Below are 21,613 nucleotides of genomic sequence, written 5' to 3'. Positions count from 1 at the left end.
ACGGGCACTCAGGGGCGGGATCAGGCCCTCGGTCGGCCCATCGCCCGGTACGTCCACCCGGCATCCCGCCACACCGCGCTGTCCAGGGCGTTCCGCCCGTCCAGGATGATCCGCCGGGACACCGCCTCGCCCAGCGCCGCCGGGTCCAGCTCGCGGAATTCGCGCCACTCCGTCAGGTGCAGCACCACGTCCGCGCCGCGCACGGCCTCCAGCGCGGAGTCGGCGTACCCGAGCGTCGGGAAGAGCCGGCGTGCGTTCTCCATGCCCTTCGGGTCGAAGACGGTGACCTGGCCGCCCTGGAGGTGGATCTGCCCGGCGACGTTGAGTGCGGGGGAGTCGCGTACGTCGTCGGAGTCCGGCTTGAACGCGGCACCGAGGACGCCCACCCGGGTGCCGAGGAACGAGCCGCCGCCCACGGCCTCCCGGGCCAGCTCGACCATGTGGCCGCGGCGGCGCATGTTGATGGAGTCGACCTCGCGGAGGAAGGTGAGCGCCTGGTCGGCGCCCAGCTCGCCGGCGCGCGCCATGAAGGCCCGGATGTCCTTGGGCAGACAGCCGCCGCCGAAGCCGATCCCGGCCCGCAGGAACTTCTTCCCGATGCGCTCGTCGTACCCGATGGCCTCGGCGAGCTTCACGACGTCGCCGTCGGCGGCCTCGCAGACCTCGGCCATGGCGTTGATGAAGGAGATCTTGGTGGCGAGGAAGGAGTTGGCGGAGGTCTTCACCAGCTCGGCGGTCGGGAAGTCCGTCACCACGAACGGCGACCCCTCCGCGACCGGCCCGGCGTACACCTCGCGGAGCAGCTTCTCGGCCCGCTCGCTCTCCACGCCGACGACGATCCGGTCGGGGTGCAGGGTGTCGCTGACGGCGAAGCCCTCGCGGAGGAACTCCGGGTTCCAGGCCAGCTCGGCGTCGGTGCCCGCCGGGGCCAGCTCCGCGAGGCGGGCGGCGAGGCGGGCGGCGGAGCCGACGGGAACGGTGGACTTGCCGACGACCAGCGCGGGCCGGGTGAGGTGCGGGGCGAGGGACTCGAAGGCGCTGTCGACGTAGCTCATGTCACAGGCGTACTCGCCGTGCTTCTGCGGCGTGTTCACGCAGACGAAGTGCACGTCGCCGAAGTCCGCGACCTCCTCCCAGGAGGTGGTGAAGCGCAGCCGCCCGGTCGACCCGGGGATACCGTCGACATGCCGCTGCAGCATCTCCTCAAGCCCCGGCTCGTACATCGGCACGCGCCCGGTGGACAGCAGCTCGATCTTCTCCGGTACGACGTCGAGCCCGAGGACCTCGAATCCCAGCTCGGCCATGGCGGCGGCATGGGTGGCGCCGAGATAACCGGTGCCGATCACAGTGATCCTGAGGGCCATGGGTGCTCCTGGGAGGTACGGACGAGCGTGCGAACCGAGCATAGTCGCGGCGGGTGACCCCGCTTTTCCTCACCTGATCCGCCGCTTACCTCCCGTTCTGCCCGACCCCTGTCACGAAGCTCACGTGGCACTCACGTATGCCGTCCCGGGGCTTCCGCACTAAAATTGAGTTACTTAACGGTAGTTAGCATCTGGGGAGTGAGCGTCTTGGCGGGTTCGACCGATTTCGACCTGTACCGTCCGGCCGAGGAGCACGACATGCTCCGCGAGACCATCCGTGCGCTCGCCGAGACGAAGATCGCCCCCTTCGCCACCGCGGTCGACGAGGAGGCCCGCTTCCCGCAGGAGGCGCTGGACGCCCTGGTCGCCTCGGACCTGCACGCCGTCCACGTCCCGGAGGAGTACGGCGGCGCCGGCGCCGACGCGCTCGCCACGGTCATCGTGATCGAGGAGGTGGCCCGCGCCTGCGCCTCCTCCTCCCTGATCCCGGCCGTCAACAAGCTCGGCTCGCTCCCGGTGATCCTCTCCGGCTCCGAGGAGCTGAAGCGCAAGTACCTGGGCCCGCTGGCCAAGGGCGACGCGATGTTCTCGTACGCGCTCTCCGAGCCGGACGCGGGCTCGGACGCGGCGGGCATGAAGACCAAGGCCGTGCGCGACGGAGACTTCTGGGTCCTCAACGGCGTGAAGCGCTGGATCACCAACGCGGGCGTCTCCGAGTACTACACGGTCATGGCGGTCACCGACCCCGCCAAGCGCTCGAAGGGCATCTCGGCGTTCGTCGTGGAGAAGTCCGACGAGGGCGTCTCCTTCGGTGCCCCGGAGAAGAAGCTCGGCATCAAGGGCTCCCCGACCCGCGAGGTCTACCTCGACAACGTCCGCATCCCCGCCGACCGCATGATCGGCGAGGAGGGCACGGGCTTCGCCACGGCGATGAAGACCCTGGACCACACCCGCATCACCATCGCGGCCCAGGCCCTCGGCATCGCCCAGGGCGCGCTGGACTACGCCAAGGGGTACGTCCAGGAGCGCAAGCAGTTCGGCAAGCCGATCGCGGACTTCCAGGGCATCCAGTTCATGCTCGCCGACATGGCGATGAAGCTGGAGGCGGCCCGCCAGCTCACCTACTCGGCCGCCGCCAAGTCCGAGCGCGTCGACGGCGACCTGACCTTCTTCGGCGCCGCGGCCAAGTGCTTCGCCTCCGACGTGGCCATGGAGGTCACCACGGACGCGGTCCAGCTCCTCGGCGGCTACGGCTACACGCGGGACTACCCGGTCGAGCGCATGATGCGCGACGCCAAGATCACCCAGATCTACGAGGGCACGAACCAGGTCCAGCGCATCGTGATGGCGCGCAACCTGCCGTAACGGCTCTCGCCGTCACTGCGGCCCCCGGTGCTCGGCGCCGGGGGCCGTCCGCGTGTCAGTGGGACCGGCTGTCCGCCTGCGCCTAGCCAGTAGCGGTGCCCGGCGGCGCCTCAGCGCACGACATCGAACACGTTCTTCTGGATGCCGTTCGCGTACGCCTCGTACTCGACCAGCTTCAGCTTCTGGGCGTCCTTGTCGCTCGCGCTGAACAGCCGCTTGCCCGCGCCGAGCAGGAGCGGGAAGACGAGCAGGTGGTAGCGGTCGATCAGGCCGGCGTCGGACAGGCTGCGGTTCAGGGCGGCGCTGCCGTGGATGATGACCGGCCCGCCCTCGGTCTCCTTGAGGGCGGCGACCTCGTCGGCCGAGCGCAGGATCGTGGTGTCACCCCACCCGGAGACCAGTTCGTCCTCCTTGAGCGTGGTGGACACGACGTACTTCGGCATCACCTTGTACTGAGCGAACTCCTCCATCCCCGGCCACACCGCGCTGAACGCCTCGTAGCTGGCCCGGCCCAGCATCAGCGCGCCGGCCTCCTCCTGCTCCCGGCCCTTGATCTCGTACGCCTCCGGGAGGAACTCCACGTCCTTGTAGGTCCACCCCGAGTTCCGGTAGCCGGGCTCGCCGCCCGGGGCCTCCATCACGCCGTCGAGAGAGACGAAGGCGGTACTGATCAGCGTGCGCATCAAGGGCTCCTGGATCTCTACTACGGGCGCTTCGTGTGAGCATGGGCTCTTACGGACGTACTGACCGCGCGCCCCGCCGAAACTCATCGGTCCGGCCAGGCCCATCCATCCGGACCCACGGCCGGTACCCTCCCACCCCATGACCGAACTCGACAGGCTCACCGCCCTCTTCCGCGCCCTGGGAGCGGACGGCGACGCGCCGGACTGGGCGGAGTCCGAGGCCGAGGAGGGGCTGCCGCAGCTCGCCCGCTACCGGTTCCTGCGGACGGTGTGGCAGGACGTCGACGCCTGGACCACGGAGGCACCCCGCTGGGTGGCCGCCTACCGCACCGACGGCGTGGCCGCCGGAGCCGTCGACCGGGCCCTCGCGGCCGGGCTCACCCCCGAGGACCTCGGCGAGCTGGCCCGTGAGGTGGCCCGCGAGACGGCGTTCGGCGTGCTGCACGCGCTGGCCGACCCGGCGGACGGGTCGCTGCCCGCCGAGGTGGAGGAGCAGCTGCCGGGCTGGCGGCTGGCGGAGCTGGACCCGGCGGGGGAGCCGACGGGCCGTCACCTGGAGGCCCTGCACGAGGACTTCGCCGGCCTCGAACCGAAGGGGATCGTGCCGTAGCCGGAACTGTGCATGGCTGCGGTAGGCGATCACGGACGGCGGATGGAGTCATCGCCCTTCGTGCGCCCGCGAGTTGCGCCCACGCGCCGCCGCGTGCGACTGCATCGCCGCCCTGGCGGACGGCCAGCCTGGGGTGCCCGTCGTCCGTACCCGGCTGACCACAGGGAGCCGCCATGTTCCGGTACGCGTCCGCACCCCGTCTTCGCACGGCCGCCCTCGCCGCCGCCTGTCTCACCGCGACCCTGGCGGTGACCGCGCCCGCCGCAGGCGCCGCGCCTGCCGCCGTACAGGGCACCAAGTCCGTGCAGTTGCAGTGGGCTTCGGCCTGGCCGGCCGATCCGCCGTTCCACAGCGGCGTCCTCACCGTCGGGGGCGTGTACACGTGCACCGAACCGGCCGGTACCAGCGTGGCCGTCTCCTTCAACGCCCTCCAGATCCTGCCCCTGGCCATGCCCTCCGGCTCCGGCACCCTGCCCTGCGGGCCGGGGGTGATCGACGCGCCCTGGGAGCTGGCAAGCTTCCCCAACCCCGACGTGCACAGCGGCTGGACCAACGTCCTGCTCACCTTCGACGGGCAGGGCCTGCCTCCCCAGGAGTTCACCGCCTGAGACGGGGACCCGGCCATGGGGAACCGCCGTGGGGAACCAGGGGCTTGGGGCCGCACGTCCCCCCGTACATGCTGGTCTTCCTGGGGATACTCTTCGCCGTCGCGCCCGCCGTCGTCTGGATGGCGCTCGCCCGCACCCGCCCCATCGGCTTGGCGATCGGCGGGACGCTGCTCGCCGGAGCCGGTCTGCTGATCAGTGTCCAGCGGGGCTGGATCGACGTCCCCGGACCCGACGCCCATCTCCTGTTAACGGCTCTCGCACCCCTGCTCATCGCCTGTGGCGTGCGACTGGAAGGGCGGCACGGGAACCCCCCACCACCGCGATGGACCTTCCGGCGCAACGGAGCGATCGGCCTCCTGGCGACCCAGTTCGCCCTCACCCTCTTGGTCGGCCTCGGGTACGCGCTGCTGCTCAGTGAAGGCTCGGACGCCCCGCCGTCCACGGCCCTCCCCGCCTTGCCGCCCGGCAGCAGCATCGCCGCCGAAAGCATCGGCTGCGGTTCCGGCGGCTGCTACCGGGAGGCGGCGGTCACGGGCGAGGACGGCATGTCCCGCCCGGAGATCATCCGCGAACTGGGTCTTCAGCAGGAGAGCTGTCGCGCGAGCGGCTGGCTGCTCGACTGGCGAGACGTCTGCGTCGGAGCCAGGGACAACGGCAAGAACGTCATCGTCTACGCCGCCTGGGGATACTGAGGGGCCGGGCGGCAGGCGGATGGCGCCGGGGTGCACCTCCCGCTCCAGCCAGGCGGCCACACCCGGGACCAGCTCCTCGACATCGGCCTCGGAGAGCACCAGCTCCTCCGCGTGATTCCGCAGACCGGCGAGGATCGCGGAGGCGCTCTGGCAGCTCCGGGGTGAGTTCGCGCGGCTGAGGGAGCGGCCGGCGCGGCGGCTTGGGCGCCGTGCGCGGCGGTAGGCGGACCGGGGGGTGGGATTCCGGTACGGGATCGGGTTCGGGTTCGGGCGCAGGGGGCGGCTCGGGCGTCTCTTCCGGCACTGCGGGCGTCTCTTCCGGCACTGCGGACGGCACCTTCGGCGCCACCACCACCCTCCCGGCCCGTTCCAGCGCCCCCGGCTGGTTGCAGAAGACCGTGCGGGTGGCCATCCGGCCGTTCGCCAGCCGCACGTGCGCCCGGCGCAGGTAGCCGTGGGCCTCCAGCTCGCGCAGAGCGGCGGCGATCCTCATCTCGCCCTCGGCGAAGCGGGCGGCGAGCGCCTTGATGCCGACCAGGGAGCCGACGGGCAGCGACTGGATGTGGACGCCGATGCCGATCGCGACGAGGGAGAGCTCGGCGTGCTGCGCGAGGTGATTGCCGACGATCGTGAACCGGCTGGTGTGCGGGATCGCGATGTGGATCACGCCGAAGGCCGGAAGGGGCCCGGGAAGCTCGGCCAGAGCGCGGGTGAGGGCGTTATGGTGCTGGGTAGCCATGGGGAAGGTGTCACTTCCTTGGTGGTCAGGTCCTCGCTCGGGATTGCCGTCCCGGCGGGGGCCGCCTCATGTCTGGGGTGCTCGGTCAGCGTGAGCATATGCCTGCCAACCCGTACGGAATTCAGCTCAGTTGGCGAATCTCACCCGTGTGGGTGACCAGCCCCTTCCGCAGATGACCACCGGGATCGGGTGGGGTCGGGTTGGGTTATTTCTCCTGTTCCTTTACGTAGTTGATGTCGTGGCTCGCCACGTCGCGGTCAGCCGCGATCCGGTGGCCCCTCACCGGATCGTGCCGCGCAACGACCCGGCCTGAGCTGCGATTTTGGGTGGATTTCCGTGGATCCGCCCCGCGCCGAGCCCTGCCGTCCTTACGCTGCGCACCATGGCTGACGAAGACGCATCCGAGCCCGATCTCGACCTGGACATCGATCCGGCGGACGATTCGAGCGCGGTGATGGCCGCCGTGGGGCGGCAGATCAGACTCTGGCGGGAGGCGGCCGGGCTGCGTGCGGCCGAGTTGGGTACGGCGATCGGCTACAGCGAGGATCTCGTCTACAAGGTCGAGGGCGGACGACGCATCCCCAAGCCGGAGTTCCTGGACGGGACGGACAGGGCGGTGGGCGCGGGCGGCAAGATCTCCGCGATGAAGAAGGACGTGGCGGAGGCCCGCTACCCGAAGAAGGTGAAGGATCTCGCCAAGCTGGAGCGGGAAGCGGTCGAGCTGGGCGCGTACGGCAACCACAACGTCCACGGGCTTCTCCAGACCGCTGAATACGCCCGTGCGCTCTACGAGATGCGGCGGCCGGCGTTCGGGCCCGACGAGGTCGAACGGTATGTCGCGGCGCGGATGGCGCGGCAGGAGATCCTCCGGCGGAAGCCGTTGACCATGCTCACCTTCGTGCAGGAGGAGGTGACGATCCGGCGGCCGCTGGGCGGTCGTACCGTGCTGTGCCGCCAGCTCGAACATCTGCTGGAGATCGGCCAGTTGCGGAACGTCGAGATCCAGGTGATGCCGACCGACCGTGAGGATCACGCGGGTATGGGCGGTCAGCTCCAGCTCCTCAAGTTCAAGGACGGAACGGCGGTGGGACACTGGGAGGGGCAATTGTTCAACCGCCTCACCTTCGACCCCAAGGAGATCCGGATCCTGGAGCAGCGGCTCGGTCTCGTCCGGGCCCAGGGTCTCACTCCGCGGGAATCGCTGGCCTTCATCGAGAAAGTGCTGGGAGAGACATGACGCGCATGACCCCGAGTGGTGACGGCTCCGCTCTGGAGTGGTTCAAGAGCAGCTACAGCAGCAATGACGGTCCAGAGTGCGTCGAGGTCGCCGCCGCCTCCAGCGCCGTGCACGTCCGTGACTCCAAGGACCTCGCCAGGTCGCCGCTCGGCTTCACCTCCGCCGCCTGGGCGGACTTCGTCCCGTACGCCTCCGGCACCTGAGGCACACGCACGCACCGCCCCGCACGCTCCGAGCGCGCCCGGCCCCCCACCCACAGGCGGCCGGGCGCGCTCGTGTCCGTCAACTCCACTCCCGTACGCCCTTTGTGGCGGAAACCCTGACACCGACACCCCCCTTCGGCACACTGAGTGCATGGACGATCACCCGGGGAAGTCGCCGGATCACCTCACCATCAACGTCACGCACCGGGACGACCCGGTCTTCGAGGTCACCGAGGCGGACGCGTTCGCCTCGGTGCGGAAGTATCCGAACATCGTGGTCCGGGGTCCGCTGTTCGGACTCGCCGCGCAGGGGCGCGGGGAGAGGCCGCGGTGGCGGTTGCTCGGGGAACTCGACACCGGGTTCCCGCAGATGGCCCGCGACGAACTGAACTCGCACCTCTGGTTCCAGGCCAAGGACCACACCGAGGACCGGTCCGTGCGGCGGTCGTTGCTGGAGGCCGTGGCCCGGCTGGAGAAGGAGCCGGTCAACGAGGTGACGGCGGACGGCGTCCGCTACCGCGTCGTGCGGGCCGACGAGTTCGCCCGGATCGGTGACGCGCGCCTGGAGCCGCCCCGGGCCACCGACCCGGACGAGGACGGCTGGGACCTGGACGCGCCCGACCTCTCCCGCACCAAGGGGTTCGTGGTCGACCACGCGGCCGCCGTCGGGCTCGCCGAAGGGATCAACCGGGCCGGGCTGCTGCAGCTCTCCTACACCGCCGACCGCTTCCCCGGTGACGTACGGGCCGATTCCCAGAAGGCGTTGACCACCCACCCGGGCGTCGTGCTCCTCCCGACCACGTTCCGGGTGGTGGAGCGGAAGGAGCTGTCCTGGTCGATGGTGACCGGGCAGTACGCGACCCCGCAGGGTGCCCGCCGCGCCCTCGTCCACCACCTCACCCGGCCCGTGCCGAAGCTCCCGGACCTGCCGGACATGCCGGAGCTGCCCGACTGGATGAAGGTGGACGAGAAGGAGCAGGCGATCCACGACCGGGCCGCGAAGAAGTTCATGGCGCGCCGCAGGCCCAACGAACTCCTGGTGCGGGGGCGCCGGTACGAGGTCGTGCGGGTCGAGCGTGTGATGCGCATCGGGCCCGACGGACCGGAGAAGCCGCGCCCGTCCGACACGGACGACTACGGCCCCTCCCAGATCCATCCCCTCATGGACGAGGAAGGGAACATCACCTACAGCTCGTAGCCCTCGCGGCCTCTGCAAGGCCGAGACCCCCCACAACGGCCTTGCGGGGGGCCTCAGTTGTCTCAGCCGTCTCAGTTGCCCTTGACCGTGACCTTCTCGTCGTTCTTCAACTGCTGCACGAGCTGCTTCACCTTCGCCTTGTCCCAGACGAGGTTGCCGCCGTTGCTGCCGGAGATCGGCATGTTCATCGACGTACCGTCGCCGCCCGTGACGCCCTTCATCGCGAAGAACATGTTCGCCAGCGACCAGAGCGACATGTCCTTGTCCACGATCAGCGTGTCCAGGCCCGCACCCATCGTCGGGTACAGCTTGAACGGGTTGAGGATCGTGGACGGGGTCGCCGTCTGGCTCGCCAGCGCCGCGAGGAACTTCTGCTGGTTCTTCGTACGGTCCAGGTCGCTGCCCGGGAACGCGTAGCGGGTGCGGACGAAGGCCAGGGACTGCTCGCCGTTCAGCGTCTGCTTCCCGGCCTGGAAGTCGGCGCCGGACTTCTTGTCCTTGAACGCCTTCGGGATGTCCATCTCGACCCCGCCGATCGCGTCCACGATCTGCGCGAAGCCGCCGAAGCCGATCTCGACGTAGTGGTCGATGCGCAGCCCGGTGTTGAACTCGACCGTACGCACGAGGAGTTCGGGGCCGTCCTCGGCGTAGGCGGCGTTCAGCTTCACCTGGCGGCCCGTGCCCTGGAATGTCTTGCCGGACTCGGACCCCTTGAAGGTGGGGATCTCCACCTGGGAGTCGCGCGGCAGGGAGATCAGCGTCGGGCCGTTGGAGCCGTCGTGCAGGATCATCACCGAGTCGGTGCGCTTGCCGTCGGCGGAGCCGGTGCGCAGCCGCTTCTTGTCCTCGGCCGACAAGCCCTCACGACTGTCGGAACCGACGATCAGGTAGTTCGTCCCGTCGCCCGCTTCCGGCCGCTCGATGACCTTGGCGAGGTCGACCTCGCGCTTCAGCTTGCCGTCGGCCCAGAAGTACGTGGAGACGGAGACCACGAGGAACACGACGACCAGCGTCAGCGCGCCGAGCTTGATCCGGCGGCGCCAGTCGACCGGCGGGCGGCCCTGGACGTAACCCGCGTCACCGCCGCCGCGACCGCCTCCCCGGCCGCCGCCACCGCCGTAGACCTGACCGGTGTTGTAGCCGCTGTCGTAACCGGGCTCGGGGCTGTTGCCGTAACCGGGCTGTCCGCCCTGGTAGCGGTCGTCGTACCCCTGGCTCTGCGGGGGCACCGTCGGCCTCTGCGGCGGAGCCGGGCGGCGCTGGATGTGGGGCATCGCGCGGGCGCTCTCGGGCTGGGGGCTGGCACTGCCCCGTCCGTAGCGCTCGCCGCGGTCGCCGGTCCGTCGATCGGGCCAATCGTTCATCCGAACAGTGTGCCGCGCCGACCCACAGCTATTACAGGGTGTAAGGGAAATCGCACCAGGGCTGTTGCGAAGCTGATGCATTCTGCGGGATCCGGGCCCGCGCATAAGGTGGACTGTATGACAGATCAGGCCACCCGCTCGGACCGCTCGGAGGAAGAGATTCCGGGCAAGCCCACCGCCGCGTCCCGGACCACCCTCAGCCACATCATGACCGGCAACGACACCAACCTCCTCGGCACGGTGCACGGTGGCGTGATCATGAAACTGGTCGACGACGCGGCGGGCGCCGTGGCCGGACGGCACTCCGGCGGGCCCGCCGTGACCGCCTCGATGGACGAGATGGTCTTCCTGGAGCCGGTCAGGGTCGGTGACCTCGTCCACGTACGCGCGCAGGTGAACTGGACCGGCCGCTCGTCCATGGAGGTCGGCGTCCGGGTGATGGCCGAGCGCTGGAACGAGTCGACCCCCGCCCAGCAGGTCGGCAGCGCCTACCTCGTCTTCGCCGCCGTCGACGGGGACGGCAAGCCGCGCCGGGTACCGCCGGTGGTCCCCGAGACCGAGCGCGACAAGCGGCGCTACCAGGAGGCGCAGATCCGGCGCACGCACCGGCTCGCACGCCGTCGCGCGATCAAGGAGCTGCGGGAGAAGCGGGTGGCCGACGGCATCGACGACTGAGCCGACGGCATCGACGACCGAACCCACGGCATCGACGACCGAGAGCCGCCGCGCACGAAGGGACTACGGGCAGACCACCTCGTCGCCCGTCACCGTCGCGAACTCGCCCGTCTGCTTGGTCTCCGCCCGCACCGGCCGCACCTTCGTGAAGTCCGAGCCGGCCGTCACCTCCATCGTCGCGCCCTGCCCCTTCACCGCCTTCAGCTCGCTCCCGGGCAACGCGGCGGCCAGCGACTTCGCCGACCGGTCCCAGCGCGGGTCGTACGTCACGAGCGTCCGCGCCAGGTTGCGCAGCTTGCCGTTGAGCGGGGCGTCGGTGGTGTTGAAGCCGGTCGCGCGCAGGCCGGCGTCCACGTCCTTGCCGAGGCCGTCCTTCGGGGTGCCGTTGTAGACCTGCACCCGGATCTCCTCCGGCGCCACGTCCACCAGGGTCGCCTGGGCCTTCTTCGGCGCGCCGGCCGCCGGCTTCGGCTTGGCGGGGGCCAGCGGCCGGTCCTCGCGCAGCGCCTCGAACAGCTTCTTGGCCTTCGCCGCGTCCCACTGGACCGTGGAGCCGATGCCCTTGACCGGGAAGCTCGGATTGCCGATCGGTACGGAGGTGAACTCGGACGACGCCGGGCTGAAGTCCTTCATCGCCTTGCCGAGCGCCAGCATCTGCTCCGTACCGAACCCCTCGTCCGCCCGGACCGACCCCAGGACCGACGCCGAGACCTGCTGGAACCGCACCGGGTTCAGCAGCACCCCGTTGCTCGTCGCCTGCTTGATCAGCGCCGCCATGAACTTCTGCTGGCGCTGCATCCGGCCCAGGTCGGAGCCCACGTCGACATGGCGGGAGCGTACGTACTGCAACGCCTGCCCGCCGTCCAGCTGATGGGTTCCGGCGGGCAGGTCGAGCCCGGTGTACGAGTCCTTCATCGGCCGGGCCGTACAGATCTGCACCCCGCCCACCGCGTCGACCGTCTTCATGAAGCTGGTGAAGTCGACCTCCAGATAGTGGTCGACCTTGACGCCGGTCATGTTCTCGACCGTCCGCACGGTCAGCGTCGGCCCGCCCTCCGCGTAGGCGGCGTTCAGCTTCACCGGGTGGCTGTTGTGGTGCTTGCCGGTGGTGCGGTCGGTGTGCGCGGGCATCTCGGCGTAACTGTCGCGGGGCAGGCTCACGACGCTCGCCCGCTGCTTGTCCGCCGAGAGGTGCACCAGCATGATCGTGTCGGTGCAGTGGCAGGGCGCGCCGCCGAGCTTGTACTTCTGCTTCTCCGCCTTGGTGATGGTGTCCCGGCCGTCGGTGCCCACGAGCAGCAGATTGGTGCCGTGCCCGGACTGCGGGCGGTTCTTCATGTCCTTGAACGGGTCGACCCGGCCGATCCCACCCTCCAGGTTGCTCACCACGGCGTGACCGATCCCACCCGCGCCCAGCACCAGCACCGAGAGCCCGGTCGCCACCCGCATGCCCCAGCGCGGCCGCTCGTCCTGCTTCCGGGAGCGCGGTGCCCGCACGCCCTGCGCTGCCCGCACGCCCTGCGGTGGACGGCGGCGCGGGGGAGTGGTGCGGGGACGGGGCGGGCGCTGCGGTGGGCGGGGGGCGGTCACGGGCGGAGACACCTCCGGGTGGTCACGGCGGGGAGACACCTCCGTGGTGCGAGGGGACCATCGCACGGTAGGCCCATACGATCTCCGTCCCGGCCCGCCACCCGGCGGCGCGCGCACCGGTGTCCCCCATTCGCGGTAACGTGGCGGCCGAATGACGCCGCCTCCCGGGGCGCCCGCCGCCTGCGGTGCGGAACCCCCGGCGCCCCCGAGGACCCCCTGAGGACCACATGTCTGCCGCGCAGTACCCCGCCGTCTCCGTGATCATGCCGGTGCTCAACGAGGAACGCCATCTCAGGAACTCGGTCCGGCACATCCTGGAGCAGGAGTACGCCGGTGAGATGGAGGTCGTGATCGCGCTCGGCCCCTCCGCCGACCGCACGGACGAGATCGCCGCCGAGCTGGTCGCCGAGGACCCCCGGGTCCACACGGTCCCCAACCCCACCGGCCGCACCCCCGCCGCGCTCAACGCGGCGATCAAGGCCTCCCGCCACCCCGTCGTCGTCCGCGTCGACGGCCACGGGATGCTCTCGCCGAACTACATCGCCACCGCCGTCCGGCTCCTGGAGGAGACCGGCGCGCAGAACGTCGGCGGCATCATGCACGCCGAGGGCGAGAACGCCTGGGAGGAGGCCGTCGCCGCCGCGATGACCTCGAAGATCGGCGTCGGCAACGCGGCCTTCCACACCGGCGGCCAGGCGGGCCCGGCCGAGACGGTGTACCTGGGCGTCTTCCGGCGTGAGGCGCTGGAGAGGGCCGAGGGCTACAACGTGGAGTTCATCCGCGCCCAGGACTGGGAGCTGAACTTCCGCATCCGCGAGGCCGGCGGGCTGATCTGGTTCTCGCCGGAGCTGAAGGTCCAGTACCGCCCGCGCCCCTCCGTGAAGGCGCTCGCCAAGCAGTACAAGGACTACGGCCGCTGGCGCCACGTCGTCGCCCGCTACCACTCCGGCTCGATCAACCTGCGCTACCTGGCCCCGCCGACCGCCGTCGTCGCCATCGCGGCGGGCCTGGTGGCCGGCGCGGCCGTCACCCCGTGGGCCCTGGTCGTCCCCGGCGGCTACCTGGCCGCGATCGTCGCCGGGTCGCTGCCCGCCGGCAAGGGGCTCCCGCTGAAGGCCCGCGCGCAGATCCCGGTGGCGCTGGCGACCATGCACATGTGCTGGGGCTTCGGCTTCCTCACCAGCCCGCGCTCGCTGGCCAAGCGGGTCATCGCGAGCCGCCGCCCGTCACTGGCGGCCAGCAACAGCAGCAGCGAGACGGTCTGAACCGGCCGGTTCCGGCCGGCCGCTCCCGTACGCGAAGGGCCCCACCGGTGACGACCGGCGGGGCCCTTCGCGTACGTGCTGTCCGCTACCGGGTCACCAGCTGTACTGGGGGTTGACCTTCATGCAGCCCTTTTCCTCGCCGTTCTGCGCGCCCGCCGACTCCGGGGTCTTCTCCGTGCCCTTGGAGACGGGGTAGGACCCGTCCTCGCGCCAGTCGGCACCCACCGCGAGCGAGATGCCGGAAACGTCGGTCGACCTCCTCACCTGCGAGAGCGGAACCCCGAGGGCCTTGGCGACCGCCTGGGCGTCGCCCTCCAGGTCCGCGCTCGGATACAGGATCGAGGTCCGCGTCGACCCCGCCACGTTGTCCGGGTCGACGGTGGCCTTCGCGAAGCCCGCTTCCTTGAGCAGCTTCTCCACGTCACCCGCCCGCCCCGAGACCGGTCCCAGGGCGCCGGTGGCGGTCCCGTTCCGTACGGCCACGGCGATCTCACCGACCGGCGCCGACGGGTCCTTGGGCTCCGCCTTCTTCCGCTTGGACGCCTTGCCGTCCAGCGGCATGTCCTCGCGGACCATCCGGAACAGCTGCTCTGCGTCGCCCGCCTTCGGGTACACCCGGCCCGCGTTGGCGCCGGTGCCGTACACGTTCGGCATGGTCGACATCGTGATGCGCTTCGTCGGGACCTTCTTCAGCTCCTCGGCCAGGTCGTAGAGCTTCTTGACCGTGTCGAGCCCCTTGTCGACCGTCAGCGCCGTGGTCGCGGCCTCGGCCAGGTTCATCAGCTTCGCCGGGTCGCTGAGCTTGGTGCCCTTGCGCAGCTGGCGCACCATCGAGTTCATGTACTGGTGCTGGGCCTTGGCCCGTGCCAGGTCGCTGCCGTCCTCGAAGCCGTACCGGGTGCGCAGCCACTGGAGGGCCTGCTCGCCCTTGACCGAGGTGGTGCCCTTCTCCAGCTTCAGTCCGGAGCCGCCCCGGCCGTCGGCGCCGCGGGAGTGGATGTTGGCGTCGACACAGACCGGGACGCCGCCGATCGCGTCGGCCATCGAGACCACACCGGCGAAGTCGATCATCATGAAGTGGTCGATCCGGATGCCGGTCAGCTCGTACCAGGCGGCCACCGTGCACCCCGGACCACCGCGGCTCAGGCTCTGGTTGGTCTGCACGTCCACCGTGCTGGCCGGGTAGACCTCGCCGTCCGGTGCCGTGCACTTGGGCATCTTGAGCATGGTGTCGCGCGGCATGGTGACCACGGAGAGGTTGGAGCGGTCCGCCGAGAGGTGGAGCAGCATCTGCACATCGGCGAGCGGCGGAGCGCCGAAGGTCTCCTTGGCGCCACCCAGCTTCTGGTTGGCCTCGGAGTCCCGGGCGTCGGAGCCGATGAGCAGGACGTTGAGCGGGGTCTGCCCGGCGGCGTTGGCCTTGTGGTCGGCCATCCGCTTGTCGCCGAGGGTCAGATCCTCTTTCCTGATGTTGCCGTTGAGGTGCTCGTAGTAGAGGTAGCCGGCCCCACCGGCGACGAGTATCAGCAGCGCGAGTACGGAGGAGCCCCAGCGCAGTACGCGCCGTTTGCCGCTCTTCGGCGCGCGGCGGCTGCTCCGGCCGCTTCCGGCCCCGCCCCCGCTGCGCCCCCGCGGCCCGGCCCGGCGGCTGGATCCGCCTGTGCGGTCCCCGCCGCCGTCCCCGTTCTCGTACGGGCTCTCGCCCCCGGCGGGCCGGTCCGCGTGGCGTACGCGTGACCGTGTCCCCTCCCTGGGTGTACTGCTTTGACCCACCGGACCCCCCATGCTGTTCAGATCTCCCCGGCGACGGTGACGCGGTGGCGTCGTGTCACTGGGCGCAGACCGCCTTGTCGGCGCTGGCCCGCTGGATGTTCTCCGGCGCCTTCGCCGGTCCGGTGATGGGTATGCCCGCGCCCTTGAAGTCCGCCCCCAGCGTGAGCACCATCGCCTCCAGCCCCTCGGCGTCGGCGGTGCCCTGCTTCATGGCCGTGGCGGGCAGCCCCATCATCTCGGCGAGCGCGCGGGCCTGGTCGGCCTGGTTGGGCGCGTACTCCAGAGTCGTCTTCTTGATCTTCTCCGGGGCGTTGGCCTTGTTCGTGGACTTCAGCACGCCCCGCTGGTTCTGCAGCCAGGTGACGGTCGCACCGGCCGCACCGGCGATCTCGCCGCCGTTGAGGACGTCCACGCGTACGTCGGCGGGCTCGGCCTTCGGGCCCTTGAGGAGGGCCGCCTGCGCGCTCTTGGCGGCCTTCTCCTTCTGCTTCACCTCGGTCAACGAGGTGTCGGAGCGCACCATCGCGAAGAGCGGTTCGGCCCTCGGCTCGTCCACGACCACGGTGATGGGCGTCGGCTCGGCCGGGTTGTCCTTGACCGGGACGGTGACGAAGGTGATGTTCTTGGTGTTGACCTTGCCGATCTCCTGGGCCAGGGTCATCAGCTTGTTGGCGCTGCCGATGCCCTGGTCGACCGTCAGCGACTTGGTCGCCGCGTCGGCCAGCTTGAACAGCTTCGTCGGGTTGGTCAGGGTGTCGTTCGACTTCATCTCGCGGATCATCGAGCCGAGGAACTGCTGCTGCACCTTGATCCGGTCGAGGTCGCTCTCGTTGCCGAAGCTGTGCCGGGTGCGCAGCAGGGCCAGTGCCTGTTCGCCGGCCACCTTCGACTTCCCCTCGGGGAGCTTCAGGTGGGACTTCGGGTCGTCGACCGCCTTGGCCATGCAGACCTCGACGCCGTCGACGGCGGTGGTCAGCTCCTTGACGGCGTTGAAGTCGACCATCATGAAGTGGTCGGGCTTGACGCCGGTGATGGCCTCGACCGTCTGCATGGTGCAGCCGGGGTCGCGGCCCTCCTGGCCGAGGCTGACGTTGAAGCGCTCGCCCGAGATGCCCGGGATCACCTTCGTCGACCCGTCGGGCTGCTTCGTCTCGCAGTCCGGGATGTCCGTCCACAGGTCGCGCGGGATGCTCAACGCCGTCGCGTTGGTGCGGTCCTCGGAGACATGGAGCAGGATCGTGGTCTCGGCGTGGCCGGCGCTGTCCTTGTCGCCGTACCCGTCGTTGCCCTTGCCGGTGCGCTTGTCGGTGCCGATGATCAGGATGTTCATCGGGCCGTCGACGATGACGTTCTTGCTGCCCGCGTCGCCGATGTCGACGGTGTCGATGTTGCCGTTGAACCGCTCGTACAGGAGGTACGCGCCCAAGGACGTGCCGATCACGAGGAACGCGGTCACCCCGCCCGTCCACATCAGCGCCTTCTTGCGGCGCGCCTTCGGAGCCTTGCGCTTACGGCGCCCGGCGCCACCGGCCGCCGAAGCCTCCGCGCCGCGACCGCCGTTCTGTGAGGACCGGCGGCTGCGCTGACCGGGGACCTCGCGGCGAGGGTTCTCGGAGGAGCCGGTGCGCGCATCGCCGCGACGGCCGGAATCCTCGGCAGTGGCCGTGCGCGCGGCGGCCGGCGACTCCCCTGTGGATCGGTCCAGTCGCAGTTCGTAATTGCCGGTGTGCGGGTTGAGCACCCACTGGTCTGCGGGGTCGATATCGTCCGCCCGCCCACGGCTTTGCGCATCCACGGTTGCTCAAGTCCTCCGTCGGTGCCACGCGAGGCGCCTTCCCCCGGCAAGGCGCTCGTTCCTTCGCTCCGGTGGCGCACGGCCTGCAGGCCGGAAACACCGGATCGCGTCACACTATCCGCCCGGTTCGTAAAGGAGCGACGTGCGTGACCCACACCACGCCCCTTACAACCGGTCATTCTTCCCATTGAGTGCTGATTGCCTTCTATGTCTTGGTGATTGCTTTACTGCTCACACAGGTCGTCCGCGGCGCTCGAACCCGAGTAGGTGGGGGTGGGGGTCGGGCTTTCGGAGTCCGAGCCGGTGTCGGATCCGGTGTCGTCCGGCTTCTCGTCCTGGGCCTTTTCCTTCTCTTCCCCCTTCTTCTTGAGCTCGTCCGCCGGAACCACCGCCACGGGCTTGTCCTCGCGCAGCTGCTTGAACAGGTCGCTCGCGTCCGGTTCGACGAGTTCGTCCCGGTTCGTGTTCAGGCGGTACGGCTGCCGGGGCACGGTCAGGAACTGCACCTGCTCGGTCGGTACGTCCCGCATGCTCCGCACCAGGTCGTACAGGTCCCGCAGCGAGTCGAGACCCGAGTCGGTCGTCAGCGACTTGGTCGCCGCGTCCAGGACCGGGTAGAGCCGCGTCGGGTTGAGCAGGACGCCGTTGCTCTGCATCTTGTTGACCAGGGCGCCGAGGAACCTCTGCTGGCGCTCCATCCGTTCGGTGTCGCTGCCGTCGCCGAGGGTCTTGCGCGCCCGTACGTAGCCGAGCGCCTCCTCGCCGTTGAGCGTCTGGCGTCCGGCCGGGAGCTCCAGACGCGCGTCCTTGTCGTCGATCGGCTCCTTGAGGCAGATCTGGACGCCGTCCACGGCGTCGACCATGTCCTTGAAGCCGTTGAAGTCGACGACCATGTGGTGGTCGACCCGGATGCCGGTCAGCCGCTCCACCGTACGGATCGTGCAGGCGGTACCGCCGAGCTCGAACGCCGAGTTGAACTGGGTGAACCGCTCCCGGGTCTCCTTGTCGTCCCCGGTGCGGCACTTGGGGACCTCCACCATCAGGTCGCGGGGGATCGACACCGCCGTCGCGCTCTTCCGGTCCGCCGCGAGGTGCAGCAGGATCGTGGTGTCGGAGCGCTGGCTGCCGCCGTCGTCGCGGCCGTACTTCTTGTTGTCGCCGGACCGGCTGTCCGACCCGATGAGCAGGATGTTCAGGGCGTCCATGGCGACCGGGGTGGGCCGCTCCTTCTCGTAGACCTTCAGCTCGGCGGCGGCGCTGGTGTCCGTGGTGATGTTGCCGTCGAGCTTCTTGTAAAGCCACCAGCCCGCGCCGGCGGAGACCAGCACGAGGAACGAGGCACCGAGCGCGGCCCACCGCAGCCAGGGCCGCTTACGGCGGGAGGCGCTGCCGTCCTTGGGGTGGTCGGCCCAGGTCTGGACGCCGGCGCCGGCTCCGGCGGAGGCCTCTTCGCCTCCGCCGGAGGGCTTGGCCTGGTCCTTGCCTTCGCCCTGAGGGGCGTCGGCGTCGGCATCGGCCTTGTCCTCGTCGCCCTTGTCACTCTCGTCAGCGGGGCCCTGAGACGCGTCGGCGTCCGTGGCCTCGCCCAAAGGAGCAGCGGATCCGGACCCGGACCCGGGCTCGTCCTTGGAGTCCGTGGTGCCCGGCTCATCCTGCGACCTGCCCTGCGGCGTCTTCCCGGCCGGGTGGTCCGGGTCGGCCGGCGTGCCAGCACTGTCGGTCACGTCTGCGTCCATCCTTCACGGTCGGCGGCGCGATGGGCCGCCGGTCGCAGGAGTAGACGGCTGAACCTCACGCTTGGTTGTGCACTAAGGGAGAGTGGTCTGTACCGCCGATCATCTACCCCCGTCGTCGATCGTTACCGGGGGCTCGGCCCGCTGTGGGCCGGACGAGTGCACCTCAGCGCGCTTGTCATACCGACGTGTTGGTCACCCGCTCGCTCTCGACCCGCTTCGCCAGCCCTTCCGCGCCGAGCTGTCCGAGGTGGCGGCAGAGGACCACGGACCCGCCGGAGGCCAGCGGCGCGAAGAGTCCGCTGCTCAGTCCCTCCCAGGTGTCGTACGTGTGCCCGGTCAGCAGCCGCGATCCCGGTACGAGCCCGAGGGCCTCGGCGTCCTCGCGGGCTTTCGCGACGAGTTGCGCACCGGTCAGCTCGACCCCGCCCACGGCCAGCGCCGGAGCCTCCGGGTCCACCGGTGCGAAGGGCGCGAAGCGGTCGCCCTGGCTCGGCACCTCCACCGCGTAGTCCGCGAAACCCTCGGGCGGCTGCGGGAACCGGCCACCCAGCGGGCGCAGGGCCAGCGCGACCCGCTCACCGCGGCAGGCCCGGGCCCGCTCCAGCGTGTCCGGCCCGCTCACCACGAGGTCGGCGGCGGCCGGGTCGCCCTGGACGTCCACGACGACCCCGACCGAGGAGCAGGCGAGCAGCCAGACCGCGGACTGCCAGTGCGCGGGCAGGAGCAGGGCGAGCCGGTCACCGGGCTCGGCGGCCAGGTCGCCCTGGAGCAGGTTGGCGGTCTTGGCCACCCAATTGGCGAAGGTGGCCACCGAGAGTTCGACGCGCTCTCCGGTGGCGTCGTCGTAGAAGGTGACCAGGGGGCGGGCCGGGTCCGCGGCGAGGGCGGATCGCAGCAGGTCGGCGGCGGTGCGGTCGCTGGAGTTCATCCGCGCAAGAGTACGCGGGGACGCGGTGCGGGGCGGGCTGAACGGGTGTCACGTACACCGGTTCGGCAGACACGGCATCAGATGCGGCACTCCGTACCGGTAGCCGGACTTGTCCGGTTGTGGCCAGGATCATGCGTATGCGTGCACTAGTGGTCACCTCAGTCGGCGTCACCTGCGCAGCGGCCCTCGCTCTGCCGCTCGCCACCCCCGCGGCCTCCGCCCCCGCTCCCCACTCCGCCTCGGCCCGGCCTCCCTCCACGTCTCCGGAGGCACCGGGTGCGGGCCCGCCCTCGGCACAGGCCGAAGCGGCCACAGCCGAAGCGACCACCAGGGAAGCCTCCGCCCCCTCCGAAGCCCGATCCGCGGCCGAACCGGCCGGCTCGACCCAGTCCCTGCCCCTGGCCCCCCTCGCCACCCCCTCCAACCGCGTCGCGGGAGCACCGGCGGCCCAAGGCCTGCCCCAGCGCGACGCCCGCCCGTTCTCCCTGGTCGGCGTGGTCTGGGACGACGCCGAGGCCGAACTGCACGGCACGGTCCAGGTCCGGACCCGCGCCACCGGCACCACGCGCTGGTCGGACTGGCAGGACGTCGAGACGCACAACGCCGAGCACGCCGCCGACCTCGGCAGCGCCGAACGCGAAGGGCGTACGGTGCGGGGCGCGACGGCCCCGCTCTGGGTCGGCGACTCGGACGGAGTGGAGGTACGCGTACGTCCGGAGGCCCCGGACCCGCAGGACCGCGCCGCCACCTCCGTACCGCTGCCGGAAGGCATGCGCCTGGAGCTCGTCGACCCCGGAGAAGGCCCAGGAGAAGGCGGAGCGGAAGGACCCGGGGAGAAGCCAGGAGAAGGCTCCGGAGAGAGCACCGGCGAGGACGCGGCTCCGGAGCCCGCCCGAGGCGCCCCGGCCGGCCGTGCGGCGGCCGTGCCCGCCGGCTTCGCCGAGACCCCGCCGACCGCCGCCGTCCTGCCGGAGGTCCTCACGGCCGAGACCGCCGCGGCCTCGGCGGTCAACGCGGAGCTCGCCGAGCTCGGCGCCACCGTCATCCCGGCCCTCTCCCGGGCCCAGACGCTGGAGTCGGTGGAGCTGGCGCAGGGCGCGAAGCCGTACATCGGTCCGCGGCCGGGCATCGTCACCCGCAAGGGCTGGGGCGCCGACGAGAAGCTGCGCGAGAAGAACTTCGCGTACACGAAGACCGTCAAGGCGGCCTTCGTGCACCACAGCGCGACCGGCAACAACTACACCTGCAAGCAGGCCCCTTCGGTCCTGCGCAGCATCTACCGCTACCACGTCAAGAGCAGCGGCTGGCGCGACTTCGGCTACAACTTCGCCGTCGACAAGTGCGGAAACATCTACGAGGGCCGGGCCGGGGGTGTCACCAAGGCGGTCCTCGGAGCACACACGCTGGGCTTCAACAGCAACACCATGGGCATCGCGGTCCTCGGCTCGTACGCCTCCACCAACCCGCCCGCCGCCGCCGTCACGGCCGTCTCCAAGCTCACGGCCTGGAAGCTCGGCCTGTTCGGCGGAAACCCGAAGGGCAAGGTGACGCTCGTCTCCGGTGGCAGCAACAAGTACAAGGCGGGCGTGAAGGTCAAGATGAACGTCATCTCGGGCCATCGGGACGGGTTCGCAACCGAATGTCCCGGAGCGCGTCTTTACAAGAAGCTCGGCACGGCCCGGACCAGCTCCGCGAAACTGCAGGGCCGCTGACCGGTGCATGTCGGACCGGTCTGCTTAGACTGGCCAGCCATATCCAGGCCAGGCCACCAGCAGGAAGCAGAGACGG

General features: G+C 70.4%; 18 protein-coding genes and 1 pseudogene. 10 read left to right on the top strand and 9 right to left on the bottom strand.

Features of this window, described 5'->3' with window-relative positions:
- Window positions 1-20 precede the first annotated feature (20 nt).
- A complete protein-coding gene (locus ACIRR8_RS24790; RefSeq protein ID WP_404068687.1) occupies window positions 21-1,364 on the bottom strand; it encodes a UDP-glucose dehydrogenase family protein in 1,344 nt (447 codons plus the stop codon).
- Window positions 1,365-1,571: 207 nt separating this feature from the next.
- Here ACIRR8_RS24790 and ACIRR8_RS24785 point away from each other — a divergent pair, with 207 nt between their 5' ends.
- Complete coding sequence (locus ACIRR8_RS24785; protein WP_404069418.1) at window positions 1,572-2,729, top strand: acyl-CoA dehydrogenase family protein; 1,158 nt, start codon at window positions 1,572-1,574, stop codon at window positions 2,727-2,729.
- Between the two features lie 110 nt (window positions 2,730-2,839).
- Here ACIRR8_RS24785 and ACIRR8_RS24780 read toward each other — a convergent pair whose 3' ends face one another.
- Entirely contained in the window at window positions 2,840-3,412 is a 573-nt protein-coding gene (locus ACIRR8_RS24780) for a dihydrofolate reductase family protein (RefSeq protein ID WP_404068684.1), read from the bottom strand.
- 139 nt (window positions 3,413-3,551) lie between these two features.
- Here ACIRR8_RS24780 and ACIRR8_RS24775 point away from each other — a divergent pair, with 139 nt between their 5' ends.
- From ACIRR8_RS24775 to ACIRR8_RS24765, 3 genes are all read left to right on the top strand, one after another.
- A complete protein-coding gene (locus ACIRR8_RS24775; protein ID WP_404068681.1) occupies window positions 3,552-4,022 on the top strand; it encodes a hypothetical protein in 471 nt (156 codons plus the stop codon).
- Between the two features lie 173 nt (window positions 4,023-4,195).
- Complete coding sequence (locus ACIRR8_RS24770) at window positions 4,196-4,630, top strand: hypothetical protein (protein ID WP_404068679.1); 435 nt, start codon at window positions 4,196-4,198, stop codon at window positions 4,628-4,630.
- 44 nt (window positions 4,631-4,674) lie between these two features.
- The gene (locus ACIRR8_RS24765) at window positions 4,675-5,322 is read left to right on the top strand and encodes a hypothetical protein (RefSeq protein WP_404068676.1); all 648 of its coding nucleotides are present in this window, start codon (window positions 4,675-4,677) and stop codon (window positions 5,320-5,322) included.
- Window positions 5,323-5,337: 15 nt separating this feature from the next.
- Here ACIRR8_RS24765 and ACIRR8_RS24760 read toward each other — a convergent pair.
- Window positions 5,338-6,061, bottom strand: a pseudogene (locus tag ACIRR8_RS24760) (hypothetical protein); the annotation flags it as partial.
- A gap of 382 nt (window positions 6,062-6,443) precedes the next feature.
- Here ACIRR8_RS24760 and ACIRR8_RS24755 point away from each other — a divergent pair.
- From ACIRR8_RS24755 to ACIRR8_RS24745, 3 genes are all read left to right on the top strand, one after another.
- Complete coding sequence (locus ACIRR8_RS24755) at window positions 6,444-7,298, top strand: helix-turn-helix domain-containing protein (protein ID WP_404068673.1); 855 nt, start codon at window positions 6,444-6,446, stop codon at window positions 7,296-7,298.
- Between the two features lie 5 nt (window positions 7,299-7,303).
- On the top strand, window positions 7,304-7,501 hold the full coding sequence (locus tag ACIRR8_RS24750) for a DUF397 domain-containing protein (RefSeq protein WP_404069416.1): 198 nt from the start codon (window positions 7,304-7,306) through the stop codon (window positions 7,499-7,501).
- A gap of 151 nt (window positions 7,502-7,652) precedes the next feature.
- The gene (locus ACIRR8_RS24745; protein ID WP_404068670.1) at window positions 7,653-8,699 is read left to right on the top strand and encodes a DUF5954 family protein; all 1,047 of its coding nucleotides are present in this window, start codon (window positions 7,653-7,655) and stop codon (window positions 8,697-8,699) included.
- A 71-nt stretch (window positions 8,700-8,770) separates the two neighbouring features.
- Here ACIRR8_RS24745 and ACIRR8_RS24740 read toward each other — a convergent pair whose 3' ends face one another.
- Complete coding sequence (locus tag ACIRR8_RS24740; RefSeq protein WP_404068667.1) at window positions 8,771-10,063, bottom strand: LCP family protein; 1,293 nt, start codon at window positions 10,061-10,063, stop codon at window positions 8,771-8,773.
- Between the two features lie 117 nt (window positions 10,064-10,180).
- Here ACIRR8_RS24740 and ACIRR8_RS24735 point away from each other — a divergent pair, with 117 nt between their 5' ends.
- Complete coding sequence (locus tag ACIRR8_RS24735; RefSeq protein ID WP_404068664.1) at window positions 10,181-10,738, top strand: acyl-CoA thioesterase; 558 nt, start codon at window positions 10,181-10,183, stop codon at window positions 10,736-10,738.
- Window positions 10,739-10,801: 63 nt separating this feature from the next.
- Here ACIRR8_RS24735 and ACIRR8_RS24730 read toward each other — a convergent pair whose 3' ends face one another.
- Window positions 10,802-12,187, bottom strand: coding sequence for an LCP family protein (locus ACIRR8_RS24730; protein ID WP_404069414.1), 1,386 nt, complete (start codon window positions 12,185-12,187; stop codon window positions 10,802-10,804).
- A 368-nt stretch (window positions 12,188-12,555) separates the two neighbouring features.
- Here ACIRR8_RS24730 and ACIRR8_RS24725 point away from each other — a divergent pair, with 368 nt between their 5' ends.
- Window positions 12,556-13,593, top strand: coding sequence for a glycosyltransferase family 2 protein (locus ACIRR8_RS24725; RefSeq protein ID WP_404068661.1), 1,038 nt, complete (start codon window positions 12,556-12,558; stop codon window positions 13,591-13,593).
- 93 nt (window positions 13,594-13,686) lie between these two features.
- Here ACIRR8_RS24725 and ACIRR8_RS24720 read toward each other — a convergent pair whose 3' ends face one another.
- From ACIRR8_RS24720 to ACIRR8_RS24705, 4 genes are all read right to left on the bottom strand, one after another.
- Window positions 13,687-15,378, bottom strand: a complete 1,692-nt coding sequence (locus tag ACIRR8_RS24720) for an LCP family protein (protein ID WP_404068657.1) — start codon at window positions 15,376-15,378, stop codon at window positions 13,687-13,689.
- Between the two features lie 43 nt (window positions 15,379-15,421).
- On the bottom strand, window positions 15,422-17,161 hold the full coding sequence (locus ACIRR8_RS24715; RefSeq protein ID WP_404068654.1) for an LCP family protein: 1,740 nt from the start codon (window positions 17,159-17,161) through the stop codon (window positions 15,422-15,424).
- Window positions 17,162-17,385: 224 nt separating this feature from the next.
- Window positions 17,386-18,897: an LCP family protein gene (locus tag ACIRR8_RS24710; protein ID WP_404068651.1), complete on the bottom strand. Its 1,512-nt coding sequence runs from the start codon at window positions 18,895-18,897 to the stop codon at window positions 17,386-17,388.
- 175 nt (window positions 18,898-19,072) lie between these two features.
- Window positions 19,073-19,825, bottom strand: coding sequence for a TIGR03089 family protein (locus ACIRR8_RS24705; protein WP_404068648.1), 753 nt, complete (start codon window positions 19,823-19,825; stop codon window positions 19,073-19,075).
- 137 nt (window positions 19,826-19,962) lie between these two features.
- Between ACIRR8_RS24705 and ACIRR8_RS24700 the strand changes: the two genes are divergently transcribed.
- Entirely contained in the window at window positions 19,963-21,537 is a 1,575-nt protein-coding gene (locus ACIRR8_RS24700) for a peptidoglycan recognition protein (protein ID WP_404068646.1), read from the top strand.
- Window positions 21,538-21,613 lie beyond the last annotated feature (76 nt).

Source organism: Streptomyces sp. NPDC101178, from assembly GCF_044767965.1.
Taxonomy (GTDB): Bacteria; Actinomycetota; Actinomycetes; order Streptomycetales; family Streptomycetaceae; genus Streptomyces.
The sequence above is the reverse complement of the archived record's forward strand: the minus strand, read 5'-3'. Positions and strand labels throughout refer to the sequence as shown.